Here is a 14678-nt window from a genome sequence, read left to right as displayed (position 1 = left end):
ATTGCCAGTTCAGAGGAAACGCTTTCGGTACAAAAGGAAACTTTCAGAGGTTTTAGTAAAAATATTAAAACCAGTCCAAAAGTACAGCATATCAATGTTTTATTTGTAAAATCTGAAAGAGAATCGCAAATTCAGGAGGTGGTTTTTCAGAAAAAAGGGAAACCAAAGATTACAGATTTAACTTCTGTTGAAATTTCCGCGAAAGAAGCACAACAGGTTTCTTCGCTTTCCGGTGGTGTTGAAGGATTGTTGAAGACTTTGCCTTCCGTGAATTCCAATACCGAACTTTCTTCGCAATACATGGTAAGAGGCGGAAACTATGATGAAAACCTTATTTACATCAATGATATTGAAATCTATCGTCCTTTTTTGATCCGAAATTCTTTGCAAGAAGGGATGAGCATCATCAATCCCGATATGGTTCAAGCGATTAATTTTTCCGCCGGCGGTTTTGAAGCGAAATATGGAGACAAAATGTCTTCAGCATTGAATATTTATTACCGCCAACCTACTAAATTTGAAGTTGCTGGTGAGGCGAGTTTAATTGGTGGAAGACTTTCAACCGGATTTGCTTCCAAGAATAAGAAGTTTTCGGCTTTGTTTTCCGGACGATACAGAAATACCAATTTGGTCCTTAATACTTTGAATGAAGATACAGATTTCAATCCACAATACATGGATTTTCAGTCGAATATCAATTATAAATTTAATGACAAATGGAATATTTCATTCATTGGATATTACAGCAAGAATGATTATGAAATGGTTCCCAAGGTAAAAGAAGTCGATTTCGGAAGTTTGCAAACGCCTTTGAAACTTACCGTTTTCTACAATGGAAAGGAAGATGATGCCTACAAAAATATGATGGGAACTGCATCAATCAACTTTAAACCCAACAATAAATGGTCTTTTACCTTAGATAATTTCGCCTACCAAAACCGTGAAAGAGAATATTATTCGATTGCTTCTGCATATCGCTTACAAACTTTCGATCCAATTACCGGCGAGCCTGTAACTTCGTATGATGTAGGAGGACAAATCGATCACGCGAGAAACGATTTATTGGTAAAAACCTACGGAACACAACTTAAATCTCGTTTTTCTCCTGATATAAATACCGATTTTGAAGTCGGATTGAAATTCGAAAAAGAAAATCTAAAAGACCTTACTAATGAATGGCAACTTGTGGATTCTTTGGGATATAGCACCCCGATTGATTACACGACGCCGGGAACTTTAAATGCTGATGATTTGCGTTTGAAATTCAATATTGCAGGTTCCAATCATATTCAGCCGACCAGACTTTCCGGATATGCACAATTTTCAAAAAAATTCTATTGGGGAACCAACAGAGTTTTCGTAAATGCCGGTGTGAGGGCTTCTCATTGGGATTTCAATGATGAAACCATTATTTCACCGAGAGCGCAATTCGCCATAAAACCAGATTGGGATATGGATATGCTTTTCAAAATTGCAGGAGGAATTTATTATCAATCGCCTTTCTATAAAGAGATTAAAGATTTGGATGGGAATTTCAATTCGGAAATTAAATCCCAACGTTCGATGCAGGTTATTCTGTCCAATGATTTTGAATTCCGAATGGTTGATAGACCTTTCAAACTAACTACTGAAGCGTATTACAAGAAAATGGATAACTTAATTCCGTATTATTTGGACAATGTGAGAATTCGCTATTCCGGTAAAAATAATTCGGAAGGGTATGCGTATGGAGTGGATGCGAGGTTATTCGGAGAGTTTGTTCCCGGAGTTGATTCATGGGTTTCTGCGAGCTACGCAAGAGTGTATGAAAATATCGATGGAAAAGGATATATTCCAAGACCGACGGACCCGCGTTTCCGATTCTCGATGTTTTATCAGGATTATATGCCTAAATTCCCTTCAATGCGCGTAAATCTTACCTTAACTTACGCTAACGGATTGCCTTCCGGAACCCCAATTTCTTTGGATGAAAATGGTAAACCCGATTTTGAAGCGCCTTATCAATACCAAAGAACTTTGCCTTCTTATAAAAGAGTCGATATTGGTTTGTCCAAAGTTTTTATCGATCAAAAAGACAATAAAGTGAACGGCGGTTTCTGGGGGAATTTCAAGGAATTGACTTTGGGAGTGCAGATTTTCAATGCATTTAATATCAGTAATACCGTTGCAAACCAGTGGATTAATGATGTTTCTACCAATTACAATTATCCGGTTCCGGTTCGCTTGACAGGCAGATTCTTCAATGTGAAACTCGATTTTAAACTATAATAATTTAAACTTTAAACATAAAAAATCCCGAAATTAAAAACTTCGGGATTTTTCTTTTATTCTGCTTCCGTATTGAGATTGACAGTGTCGTACAAGTCTCTTCTTCGATCCGACATCGTTCGAACTGCACCGTAATGATGAAGTTCTTTCAACAAATTCAAATCTACATCAACGATGAGTGTAGTTTCCGTATTCGGCGTCGCTTCTCCCTTGATTGCATTCGAAGGAAACGCAAAATCTGATGGGGTGAAAACCGACGCTTGACCAAACTGGATGTCCATATTATTCACCCCCGGCAAATTTCCTACACAACCCGCGATGGCGACATAACACTCGTTTTCTATGGCTCTTGCTGCAGCACAATGACGAACTCGGGTATAAGCATTCTGCGTGTCGGTAAGGTAAGGAACAAATAGAATTTTCATTCCTTGATCTGCCAAAATCCTCGGTAATTCCGGGAATTCGACGTCATAACAAATCACCAAACCAACTTTTCCGCAATCGGTATCAATCACTTTTATTTCGTTTCCACCTTTCATTCCGTAATATTTCTTTTCGTTCGGTGTGATGTGGATTTTTCTATGTTCATCTATTTTACCGTCACGGTGAAGCAAATAACTGATGTTGTAAAGTTCTCCATTGTCCACCAAAGGCATACTTCCGGCGATAATATTGATATTGTAACCGATTGCAAATTCCGAAAGTTTCAATTTAATTTCTTCGGTGAGTTCAGCCAATTTAAACATACTTTCTCTTTCCGAAAGATGGTTGAAAGGCGCAAGCAAAGGCGTGTTGAAAAGTTCCGGAAACAAAATAAAATCTGATTTGTAATCTGCCATTACATTCACGAAAAATTCCACTTGTTCATAAAATGCATCGATGGTTTTGAAATGTCGCATTTGCCATTGTACCAATCCAAGTCGGATTACCGAATCCTGCATGGTATTTGGTTTTTTGCTGTAATAAATGTTGTTCCATTGCAGCAAAACCGCATTCTCTTCTGAATGTACATCTTCCGGAAGATAGTTTTTTAAAATTCTTACCGGCAAAAAATTATTGGCCAACTGAAAACTCAAAACAGGATCATAAATTTCCTTATTTCTCACCTTTTGGATGTACGCTCTCGGCGAAAGTTCAGCGCTGTGAAGATGATAATTTGGAATTCTTCCACCTACCATAATCGATTTTAAATTCAAGGTTTCGCAGAGCTCTTTTCTTACGTCATAAAGTCTGCGCGCCAAACGCAATTTTCGGTATTCTGGATCCACAAAAACTTCAATTCCGTATAGCACATTTCCGGTGTCGGAATGTGTGTTGAACGTGTAATTTCCTGTAATTTCTTTATAGGTATGGTCGTCTCCGTACAGTTCGTATTGAACAATTAAAGAAAGCGCAACTGCAGCAATTTTCCCATCAACCGTGATACAGATTTGTCCGTCACGGAAGATTTTAAGCAGTTTTTGGATGCTTTTTTTGGACCAAATACTTTCCGACATCGTGGGATAAGCTTTTTGCATCGTTTCTTTCAGTTCGTCATAATCGTCGATCGATAATTTTCTGATATCTATTTGCATAAATTTTTATTTTTTAAGTTAAATTAATATTCCGGTAGAATGATCTGCAGAACTGCCTGTCGCGGAACTCAATACATTTATTTCGTTATTAAGTTTTAAAACTCCCATCAATGCAAAGATTAGAGCTTCTTTGAAATCAATAATTCTTTTGTCGGGAACAATGATTTCGGTTTCAGTTTTGAGTTTTATTTTCTCCAGCAAAAAGGAATTATATGTTCCGCCGCCGGTAAAAAATACGTTTTTCAATTGATAATCATTGAAAACAGTTGCAATTTGATCCGCAATATGTTCGGTAAAAGTTGCCAAAATATTTTCTGGAGTTTCATCAAATAATTTCGGGAAAATATTTTCATTCACCCACTCAATTCCTAAAGATTTTGGTGGTGTTTTTTGATAAAATTCAATGGAATTTAATGTTGCTAAAATCTCTTCATTGATGATTCCATTTTTAGCTAGATTTCCATATTCATCATACTTTTGGTGAAGAAGTTGCGCAAATTTATTCAAAACAATATTCACCGGACAAATATCAAAAGCGATTCTTTTTCCATCTTTTTTAAAAGAAATATTCGAAAATCCACCGAGATTTAAGCACGCGTCAAAATCGGAAAACAGCAATTCATCACCAATAGGAACTAGTGGAGCCCCGTTTCCGCCCATCAATACATCCTGACTTCTGAAATCGTAAACGACCGGAATTTTATTTAACAGTTTTATTGCTCTTCCGTCGCCGATTTGCAAAGTAAATTTTTTTTCAGGTTGATGAAAAACAGTATGACCGTGAGATGCGATTATATCTATGTTTTTTAAAGAATTACTGGTGATGAATTCCTTTACTTTTTCGCCCAAATAAAATCCATATTCTGAATTGAAAGCCAAAAGTTCTTCCGCATTTAAATGAATGGCATTTCGAAGTGATTCCTCCCAAAAATCTGAATAGGGAAGTGTTTCTGCATGCTGAATGTGGAATTTCCACCGGGAATTTTCTTTGGTGCAGGTTGCGCAACAAATATCAAGCCCGTCAAGGCTTGTTCCCGACATTAAGCCGATTGCGTTAAAGGTCATAGAAAATATTTCCCCGAATTTACGAAAAATTATTTTCCTTTTTCAGGAATTTTCTGTGCGTTGATGTTCCCGGAATTGTTGTAGAACGTGTATGCCGAGAAATCGTCTTTTGCACGCATTCCGTTGGTGCCAACAAGTGTGGAACCGTCTTTATCGGTTACAAAAACGGTATCGGAGGTGTAAATTTCTTTTTTTATTTGATCCCAATACACCGATTGCATCGCGAAAATCTGATTTTCGTTAGTGATGATTCTCACATTTCCTTTTGCTTCGTAGAACTTCTTTTTCTCGTCGAATTTAGCGTATTTGGCATTGATTTTCCCAGGAACTGTAGGTTTTTTCTTGTCGTAAAAAAGAATGTTGATTCCTTTTTTTGCTACGCTGTAGGGCGAGTCGATAAACTCGTATTTTTCAATTAATGGTGCGGTAGCACGCAGCTTTACCATCCCGGAATCGCGTTGTACAATCTTTGCATTATTAATGATTTGCGAAGGGAAATTGGTGTTTTTGTTTTTATTGACCTGAGTAAGGTCTTCGTCGCATGAAATTAAACCAAAAAATATAGCACAACCTAGGAAGGCGGCTATATTTTTAGATATTATTTGCTTATAAAATTTCATTTTTTAATCATAAAGACGTTTCACAAACCATTTATCGGCAAAGTTGATTCCGACTTTTAGGTTGATGAAATTTTGGCGGATCAAATTGTTATCCAAAGTTCCTCTTTTCCCGATTTCAACACCCAAATCGATGCCGCTCATTCTGCTTGCACTTCTGTTTTCGAAAGGCAAAGTAACGCCTCCGGTTAAAGCGAACTGATTGATATTGGTTCCGTTGATTGCTAGATTTCCTTTTTCGTAATAAGCTCCGTAACGGTAAGTAACTCTGGAAAAATAGTTTCGGAAGTTGTTGTAATTTGGTAAAAACCAACCACCTGCAGCAATTCTGTAAGAATTTTCATTAGCAAAAGGTTGTCCCAAGAATTGAATAGTTTCCCCTTTTTTGAAGTCGAACTGAGTTCCTACAAACCATTTTGTATCGCGACCATAACCGGCTCCCAATGAGAATTCCATAGGAATTAGGTTTTTGTCTGAACTGAAATCTTCGTCGATAATGCTTACGTTATTTTTGGTAACACCATCGGTATAATAATAGGTACTGTTGGTATAATTGGTTTCCATTTTCCCGGTAGTACCAAAAGTATAAGTTGCTCCTAAAGTCAATTTTTTATCAGTGCCGTATTTTTTCTGATAAGCAGAACCAAGGGTAAAATTAAAGGTTTTAATTTTATTTTTGGTCTCGTAACCATTGATCAACTCGGCGTTGCTATAGGTAAGTTCGTTGATATCATAAAGATTTCCAAAGTAGAAATTGGTTCTAAGACCAAATCCTAATTCCGGAGAAGCCTGATAAGAAAATGCCGCTTGCACAGTACTCAAAGTTCCTTCACCACGGAAAAGATTCGCTTTGATAGTTTCATCGGCTAGTGTTTCTTTGTTAAGTATCGAATATTTTTTGGAGCTGTAGGGTTGGTAACCTAAACCAAATTTTATTTTACTAGAAATAGGGAATGCTACTGTAATATTCGAAAGATAGGTAGAATGTTTGGTCACATTCATATTATCATAATCCGCTTTGAAAAAGTTGTTTTCATTGGTTGCTTCTACTTTTACAGTGGTAAGTTCCAAATTTTTATTCGCAGCAGGGTTACTGAAATTGAAATTGTTGTTGAAATCCCAGATATATGCAGTAGAAATGCCGCCCATCGCATTCACATCAGTTGTGTTGTCGTACTTCACATCCCCGATTCCGAAGGCAGCGTAAGGAGAATTACCAATCGATTGCGCATTGAGGAAAAATCCTGCTGCGATCAGCGGTAATACAAAAATTCTTTTCATTCTCTATTTTTAAAAATAATGCGCAAATATCCTAAATATTACTGAATTGAGGAAATTTACTTTGGTTAAAGTTTGTTAAGGGCTTCTAGAACGGATTTTTCATTTGAAAAGATACCAAAATTCAAAAAAAATATAAAAATTAATCTATAATTATTTGAATGAATAAAGAAAAATAATTGAAAATCTTGTCATAATAGAAGCATTAACTAAACGATTATGCTCATTAAAACGCTATGAATTGCTTCTAAAAATTATTTATCTTTGAAAAATGAATTGGGAACAAATCGTCGGTCAGGAGAAACTCAAAAACCTCCTTATAGAAAGTATTGAAGACAAGAGAGTGGGTCATGCGCAGCTCTTCGTAGGTAAAGCTGGTTATGGAACTTTGCCGTTGGCAATGGCATTTTCTAAAGAGATTTTCCGAAGAGAAAACGAACTATCTTCCTCCAAGGTAGAACACCTCAACCATTTAGATTTGCATATAAGTTTTCCAGTTTTCAAAGAAAAAAACAGCGGACTTACCGATCCGTTCCGGCAAAGTTTTCGGGAAATGATCCTCGAACATCTGTATGCCAACGATGAAGATTGGAGCGGAATTTTGGAATCTCAGAACAAGCAACTCTCTATTTTCGCTGACGAAATTGAAGAATTGAACCAGAAATTCTCTCTTAAAAGTTTCGAAGGTGGCAGCAAGATTCTCATCATTTGGCAAGCCGACAAAATGAATAATGTTGCAGCCAATAAATTCCTGAAATTTCTAGAAGAACCACCGAAAGATACCTACATCATCCTCACTGCCGAGAATATCGATAATATTTTGCCTACCATTCTTTCGCGAACTCAGCTGGTTGAAATCCCAAGAATTCAGGATGAGGCGATGGAATCTTTTATTCAAAATCAATATAAAATCAGTGCAGAAAAACTTCGCGAAATCGTTTTTCAAGCGCAAGGAAATTGGAACATCGCTCAAAAGCTTTTGAACACGGAAAACACAGATAGCGAGTTCGAACAGCTGTTTATCAACTGGGTCCGCGAAGCATTTCAGGTAAAAAAGAAACCCGAATTCCTGAAAAATATTGTATTCTGGGCAAAAAATATCGCCGACTGGAACCGCGAAAAACAGAAAAACTTCCTGGATTATTGTTCAGAAATGTTTCGATTGGCTCTGCTCCAAAATTACGGAAGCGAAAATTTAGTCTATAAAAAAATAAATTCCGGAGGTTTCAAGTGGGAAGGGTTCTCGAAATATATCCACGGAGCTAATATTGAAGCGATTTTAGAAGAAATTTCCGCCGCCGATTATCATTTAGGAAGAAATGCAAATCCCAAAATTGTGTGGACCGACCTGGGAATCAAGCTCTCCCGATATATCCATAAATCTGCTTAATTAAGGCGTTTATTCCATCATCAATTATTCTTTTTTTATTAACGAAAAAAGGGTTATTTCACCATTTTGTAATTAGATGATTTTTAGTAATTTAGCGAAAACACATAATGATGAAAAAGAATATTACAATTTATGGAAACCATCAGTTTCTTCTAGAATTAATGAGGGATTTCCTCGACGCAAATGGATTTTCTAAATTACATCCTATTTATTTAGTCTCTTCTAATCAGGAGATTGAGCAAATTGATGTAACAAAAATTGATTTTTTAATACTGAATTTAACTGCAGAAAACATTAATGAAAAATTCGAATTGATCGATAAATTGTTACTGCTAAATAGTGAAATGAAAATCATTGTACTTTCCGGAAATTCTGATGTGAAAATAATTAAGAGACTTTTTGATAAAGGAATAAAAGCATATTTGGGCAAAAATACCGACTCCGAAGAGTTCCTGAAATCCATACAATCTGCTAAAAAAGGATTGGTTTATATTAATGAAGATACTAAAAACGATCTCTTCAATTACATTTGTAGCGTAAACGATCCGGATCGGGAAAAACCTTCAGGAGCTGACGAATTGACTGCTAGAGAAATGGATGTGTTGAGTCTTATTTGCGAAGGATTGCGGACTAAAGAGATTGCTGAGAAGCTTTTTATCAGTGTTCACACCGTAGAATCTCACAGACGTAATATTATGCTGAAGCTGAATATTAATAATTCATCACGATTGGTGAAATACGCTATAGACCATAGTTTGGTGAAATAGATAAATATCAATATCAAAAAAAAGCAGAATTGAAAAATTCTGCTTTTTTATTTTAAAGTTATGACTATTCCCAATCTGGCATTTCTCCATTGCTGAAAAGACTTGCTCTTTCAGATTCCGTGTCAGAAGAAATAGAAATAACCATAATGTTTTTCACAGAAATTCCGTCATTTGAGGTATTGGTGAAAATAATTTGTGAATTGTTGGGTGATAATCTTGGATCCAAATCATTGGTTCCATTTTCTTTTTCACTTTCTACGGAAAGGTCACGGGCAGTGTTGGTGGTAAGATTGTACAAGAAAATATGCGAATCCAGTTGTCGGTAATGATTATCTTGATATCCAGAAACATCATGACAATACACTAAATAATTACCATCTACCGAGAAATTGAGGCCTCCTGAAGCTCCGTTTGCGTCTGATAAAACGGTTTTGAGGGTATTTCCGAGCATATCAATGACGATAATTTTAGAATTGTAACCATGTAAATCATTCGTTTTTAGAGCTATTTTACTTCCATCGTAACTCCAGTCGCATTCTGAAATCAAGCTTCCATCGGTGTTCGTGTATAGTAATTCCTGGCCGCTACCGTCTTTATTGATTTTATACAATTTATTAAAATTCGGATAAATGAATTTTTCGCCATTGGTGCTCCAAGCAAAGTCGAGTTCGGTATTATTAAATCCAGCAACAGGAATTCCAGTAACTTTAAAAACTTCGGTTCCGTCGGGTTTTGCCGTGAAAATGTGAGAATTTCCACCTTCTGTTCTCAGAAAAGCGATCAAACCGGCGTTGTTGTTCTTTCTCGGTCGCCAACTGTTGAATGAATTGGAGGTGAGATTGAAACTCGTTCCCGCTTCGTCACTCGAAACAATATAGGAATTTCCGTTTTCTTTTCTTACAAAATGATAGCGATTTTGCGGAACTTTATTCGTGGTGAATTTATAAACAGGGCTGTAAACATCGTTGTGAATCCCATCGTTTACCACAACTTGCCAAAAATAACTTGCTCCGTAAACCAAATCTTCCAAGGTGTAGGTGGTTGCTTCCAAATCCTTTATTTCCAGAACATTGGTGTTGAAATTGTTTTTCACGATCAATCGATATTTTAAAACATCCAGTGAATCAGGATCCGTAGATCTCCAGGAAAGTTGTACGGTGAGCGGTTGATTTTCTGCGTTGTCAGTTGGGCTCAATAATTCCGGAATTGAAGGAGCTGTATTTAAAGATTCATCATCATCCATTTCAAAGGCGAGAGTAACTGCTTGACCGGAGTTTTTTAAATTAGCAGATTGAAAATTATTGAGATATCCGGAAACTTCTGCTTTTACAGAATAATCCCCCATGGGAACTTCTGTAATTTCAAAACTTCCGTCAGCTGCTGTAAAAACTGTATTGGTGGACGGTGAAGTCGTTATTTTCACGTTTTTCAGAGGAGTATTCGTTCCTCTTGTTACCACTTTTCCTTTGATGGAACCTGTTTGAACTTGATCCACAATTTCTTCTTTACAGGAAAAAAGCGTGAGCGAAAATAAACCGATTAGTAGGTAAGTATATAAATTTTTCATGAGTTTCTATTTTTGTTGATTACCGAAATAATAGTTGATTCCAAAACCTATTCGCATGATATTATCATTTTGTTTTCCACTGACGAAACCGTCTAATTTGTCTTTAAAACCAAAATCGTATTGAAAATAAGTTCTTGCAGAGAAATTGTCGCTAATTAGGTAATCCAACCCTCCGCCTAAATTGGCTTTGATAAATGGATCATTGTCGGAAAACAACGCACCGAAACCAGCATACACAAAAGGTGTAAATTTGAACTGAGGCAAAAAGAGATATTGAATATTAAACTCAGGGCCGAAATAATCTCTTTCTATGATGCCGGTATTTTTTATTTTAACGGTATTTACGCTGGCTTCCAAATTGATGTTTTTATTAAGAAAAAAGCCAATTCCAACCTTACTTCCGATGGTATTTGCAGCATTTTTGTAATCACCATTTATTTGTTGACCTTCTACATTGAGGGTGATGAAATTTGATTTTCTTACTGCATTTTCAACTTTATTTCCAAGAAGTCTTTGTTTATTTACTTCTTTTTCTTCTTTATATCCGGAAATGAGATTATTGTAAGGAACTTTATTTTTATCGATTCCGTTTCCCCAAATATCATTTTGCAGACCTTCGATGATAAGGGTTTTTACAGCTTTTTCAATGGCTTCGGTTACAGCGAGCTGTACCGGTTCGTTTTGTGTAAAACCGACTTCAGATTCTAACAGTCTTTCGGTATCGATATACTTAAAAAAATTTCCACTAACGCCTGTAGAAAGGATGTTTTTGGAAACATAAACTGTTTTCAGTATTTCTCCGTTCAGCGTTGAAACTGCTCTAAGATAAACGGTAATTCGATCTTGTCGGTATTGTGTAGAACCACCGATTCCGAAATAGCGGGCTCCAACGCCGCCAGTCATCACATTACTATCATAAGAAATGATTCCACCTTCCAGCAAAATCCCGGCATAGAGTAGAGGAGGCAGCATTTGCGAATTTTTATCACCGTCTTTTGCATATTCTTGTCTGGTTGATCGTATGATCTGTCTTTCGTTCAATAAATTGGCAATATTTTCCCTTTCGATGGGGATAAACCATTTGCTGTCCTCTAATGCTTTGATAAGGATTGTAGTGGTTCCTTGGGGAACGGCGGTGCTCCAGTTACTCCCGGTTTCAGAAGGTTTGTATTGCCCGGTTTGATCTCTGAATTTATAAACTCCAACAACGATTTTGTCTTTTGGTGGTGGAATTTCCTTCAGCTCTGTTGTTAAATTGGTGACTTCTCCTAAAGTGGATTTTTCTCCGTTTGCGGGCAAATTAAATAAGGTACTGCAACTTTGCAACGAAAAAACAATAGGCAGAAAGTATAAAATTTCCTTTCTGAAATGAATTTGTATTTTCATGGTAGGAGTTTTTTTTGATTATCGAGGAATGATGATTTGCGACTGCTCGCCGGTTTGAGTATCGAGAATGTTGATAACTAAACCTTGTGAGGCCTCGGAAACATCAAGAAAAAGCGATCCGAACATGTATTTTCCGGGAGTCATACCGCCACTGGTACCAAATTTATCGTCGATTAATTTACCTGAAAGTTGGCTTAATAGTTGGCGGTTGAGACTTTGGGTAAAACTATCCATAGAATCGAAATCTTTTAACAGATCACTATAATTATTATCTCCGTCATCAAATTGATTTTGGGCATTTGCAGAACTCAGCATCCATTGATAATTGAAAGTATCGCCTCCAAAAGCAGGATTGATGGGCTTGTAAACCAATTGCTGACCGAACAAATAAGTCGTAGCAAAGCAGAAGATTAAAGGAATAAAAAAAGTTTTCATGGTGTGTTTTTTTTAATATCGGAACTCATTTTTGAGCAAGCTGGTCTTGCGGTGATAATCTAGAATAATCTTAATACACACGTTAGCTTGTTCTGTGAGGTATTCGTCGTTTGGATTAGCCGCAAAGCTGTACAGCGTTCTGTCATCCACTTCTACAGAAATTTGGCTGCCTCTTCCCATAGTGGGCAATTCTCCAATGGTAACAGCTGTGTTCATCTTTTCGGGTAATTTGCTGTATTCAAGGTAAAAAAGATCGTAGAAATCTTTACCCGTTTTGGTTTTTGTTTGGTCAATGGTAAGACCTTTCAATTCAAAAATTTCATTTTCATTAACGTTGCTTACTTTGCGAGTAAAAGTTTTGGCGTTGATTTCGAGACTGTCTTTGGAAATCAGTTGGCCGGTTTGTTCATCTTTAATAAAAAGAAAAACCGTCAAAGCATCATTTTTCTGTATATTCACACTTATTTGAGAAAGTGTTTTGGTCTCTTCAGGTTTTAGTGTGAACTTCCCGGATTGCTTATTATTGGAAAGATTCCCGGAATTGCCTTTTTTTATGGAAACGAATAGGTAATTAAGTTCAGAATAAGTGTCTGAAGGATTAGTCGTAGTTGCTTTCAAGGTTAATTGGCCTTCCACGAAACTGCTTTCGATTTTTGAAGTAATCGTTTTTTTTTCTTGCTGTGCAAACGTTAATTGTACTGCGAAAAATAGGATAAAGGAAATGTAAAGTAGCGTTTTCATTTTAATGGATATTTAATAGTTCCTCATAAATATCGTCATATTGTCACCTTTCACATGGAGCTGAATTTTTTCGGATATGCTGTTGCTTCCTGTGATATCGATAATATTGTTATTACCTTGAGTAGTGATTGTAGGATCCGCAGATTTTTTATCGAACATATTGTTAAAGTTCAAATAATTATAATCCCCAATTTGTATCGTTGACAAGTCCGTTTTGCTATTGGTGTAAATTTCAGAAAAGTTGTGATTTCCATACTGATAGTTGATGCTTTCTGAACTGGTGCCTTCCTGAGGTGTTGGTTGTAATTGCGTAATAATAGCCAGAGCGTTATTACTATTGACGTTCTCAAAATAAATTTGTTGAGAAGAAGCGAAGTACGCAACTACCAACAAGAAAATAGTTGATATTCTGGTTATAGTTTTCATGATTAGTTTGATAAAATTACTTATTAATAGTGACTTGAATATCACCTTAAATACTAGTTTTGAATTTGGTTATTTTTAATTACGACTATGGGGTGTAAAAACCCTTTTTAAGAAAAATTTTATATGAAATAATATTTTTTATTAAAAAAAATAGGAGAAACTAAAGTTTCCCCTATAATCATTTCAGTTTGATCCGCTATTAGTTAGATTGGAATGTAAATAAAGTGTTGCCATTACCAACTTGAGTTCCTAAGTGGAAATGATTTGTTCCTAATTGAAGTACAGATGTGTAGTTGCTGCTACCGATCTGTAAATCGATTGCTGTATTGTCATTACCAAATTGCCATTGGTGTAATTCGTTATCACTTCCAACTTGCAAACCTGTGGTGCTGTTACGATTTCCAACTTGCCAAGAATCAGCTACGTTGTCGTTACCCAATTGTATATGACTAGCCTCGTTTCTGTTTCCATCTTGTGTTTGCCAAATAAAGTTATCCGAACCTACTTGCAATGCGTAAGCCTCGTTTCTATTACCCCATTGTTCCTGTATTACATCATTATTGACACCTAATTGTATAGAAGAAGCCTCGTTTCTGTTACCAATTTGTTCTTGGTCAGATTCGTTTAATGCACCAACTTGTAGCGTACTAGCTTCATTTCGGTTTCCCTGTTGGTATTGGCTTGCAACATTTAGCATCCCTAATTGTGTAGAAGAAGCAACATTTCGATTTCCAATTTGCATTTGAGAAGTAGCATTAGCTAAACCAACTTGGAGTGTAGAAGCTTCGTTTCTATTTCCGTACTGTTCAACTTGATTCATGTTAAGAATACCATATTGATCAACATCAATTACATTTCGGTTTCCATCGCTCAATGCAAAATTCATATTACCGGCACCTACCTGATCGATAGTGGCAAAATTAAGATTCCCATCCTGTGTAAGGAAGTTCATGTTCACGAAACCGGTTTGGTTTACATAGGCCTCGTTTAAATTACCTAACTGAGTAGATACATCAATGTTCGCTTGTGAGTAAGCAAATCCGAAAGACATAAGTGCGCAGGCACTTGCAAATAATTTTTTCATGGTTAAAAAATTTTATTGGTTAGTTTGTGATACAAATGTAGAACGATTATAAAGTAAAAGAATCACGAATAACGTCTATA

At 36.3% G+C, this 14678-nt stretch carries 13 protein-coding genes; 3 read left to right on the top strand and 10 right to left on the bottom strand.

Annotated features, from left to right (window positions below; all coding sequences use genetic code 11):
* The first annotated feature begins 90 nt into the window (after positions 1 to 90).
* The gene (locus AP75_RS03995) at positions 91 to 2268 is read left to right on the top strand and encodes a TonB-dependent receptor plug domain-containing protein (protein WP_242589761.1); all 2178 of its coding nucleotides are present in this window, start codon (positions 91 to 93) and stop codon (positions 2266 to 2268) included.
* A gap of 56 nt (positions 2269 to 2324) precedes the next feature.
* Here the strand turns inward: AP75_RS03995 and AP75_RS03990 are convergent, their stop codons facing one another.
* From AP75_RS03990 to AP75_RS03975, 4 genes are read right to left on the bottom strand one after another with little or no spacing between them, the layout of a single operon-like run.
* Positions 2325 to 3842, bottom strand: coding sequence for a carbon-nitrogen hydrolase family protein (locus tag AP75_RS03990; RefSeq protein WP_031503962.1), 1518 nt, complete (start codon positions 3840 to 3842; stop codon positions 2325 to 2327).
* Positions 3843 to 3860: 18 nt separating this feature from the next.
* Complete coding sequence (locus AP75_RS03985; RefSeq protein ID WP_088263654.1) at positions 3861 to 4907, bottom strand: anhydro-N-acetylmuramic acid kinase; 1047 nt, start codon at positions 4905 to 4907, stop codon at positions 3861 to 3863.
* Between the two features lie 29 nt (positions 4908 to 4936).
* A complete protein-coding gene (lptC, locus tag AP75_RS03980) occupies positions 4937 to 5527 on the bottom strand; it encodes an LPS export ABC transporter periplasmic protein LptC (RefSeq protein ID WP_031503960.1) in 591 nt (196 codons plus the stop codon).
* Between the two features lie 3 nt (positions 5528 to 5530).
* Positions 5531 to 6805 carry a hypothetical protein gene (locus AP75_RS03975; RefSeq protein WP_088263653.1) on the bottom strand — a complete coding sequence of 425 codons (1275 nt, stop codon included), beginning with the start codon at positions 6803 to 6805 and terminating at the stop codon, positions 5531 to 5533.
* A gap of 268 nt (positions 6806 to 7073) precedes the next feature.
* On the opposite strand from AP75_RS03975, the gene AP75_RS03970 reads away from it, so the two are divergent.
* Together AP75_RS03970 and AP75_RS03965 are read left to right on the top strand one after the other, a co-directional pair.
* The gene (locus AP75_RS03970; RefSeq protein WP_088263652.1) at positions 7074 to 8192 is read left to right on the top strand and encodes a DNA polymerase III subunit; all 1119 of its coding nucleotides are present in this window, start codon (positions 7074 to 7076) and stop codon (positions 8190 to 8192) included.
* A 107-nt stretch (positions 8193 to 8299) separates the two neighbouring features.
* Positions 8300 to 8959: a LuxR C-terminal-related transcriptional regulator gene (locus AP75_RS03965; RefSeq protein ID WP_031503956.1), complete on the top strand. Its 660-nt coding sequence runs from the start codon at positions 8300 to 8302 to the stop codon at positions 8957 to 8959.
* Positions 8960 to 9023: 64 nt separating this feature from the next.
* On the opposite strand, the gene AP75_RS03960 is transcribed toward AP75_RS03965, so the two are convergent.
* The 6 genes from AP75_RS03960 to AP75_RS03935 form a co-directional block, all read right to left on the bottom strand.
* The gene (locus tag AP75_RS03960) at positions 9024 to 10526 is read right to left on the bottom strand and encodes a carboxypeptidase-like regulatory domain-containing protein (RefSeq protein ID WP_088263651.1); all 1503 of its coding nucleotides are present in this window, start codon (positions 10524 to 10526) and stop codon (positions 9024 to 9026) included.
* A 6-nt stretch (positions 10527 to 10532) separates the two neighbouring features.
* Complete coding sequence (locus AP75_RS03955; RefSeq protein WP_088263650.1) at positions 10533 to 11912, bottom strand: CsgG/HfaB family protein; 1380 nt, start codon at positions 11910 to 11912, stop codon at positions 10533 to 10535.
* A gap of 18 nt (positions 11913 to 11930) precedes the next feature.
* Positions 11931 to 12347, bottom strand: a complete 417-nt coding sequence (locus AP75_RS03950) for a curli assembly protein CsgF (protein ID WP_088263649.1) — start codon at positions 12345 to 12347, stop codon at positions 11931 to 11933.
* 12 nt (positions 12348 to 12359) lie between these two features.
* A complete protein-coding gene (csgH, locus tag AP75_RS03945; RefSeq protein ID WP_031503334.1) occupies positions 12360 to 13088 on the bottom strand; it encodes a curli-like amyloid fiber formation chaperone CsgH in 729 nt (242 codons plus the stop codon).
* A gap of 12 nt (positions 13089 to 13100) precedes the next feature.
* Positions 13101 to 13514, bottom strand: coding sequence for a hypothetical protein (locus AP75_RS03940; protein ID WP_143755806.1), 414 nt, complete (start codon positions 13512 to 13514; stop codon positions 13101 to 13103).
* 199 nt (positions 13515 to 13713) lie between these two features.
* The gene (locus AP75_RS03935) at positions 13714 to 14598 is read right to left on the bottom strand and encodes a hypothetical protein (protein WP_051872658.1); all 885 of its coding nucleotides are present in this window, start codon (positions 14596 to 14598) and stop codon (positions 13714 to 13716) included.
* Positions 14599 to 14678 lie beyond the last annotated feature (80 nt).

Source organism: Kaistella haifensis DSM 19056 (genome assembly GCF_000735695.2).
GTDB classification, from domain to species: Bacteria; Bacteroidota; Bacteroidia; order Flavobacteriales; family Weeksellaceae; genus Kaistella; species Kaistella haifensis.
This window is presented reverse-complemented; position numbering and strand designations above follow the sequence as displayed.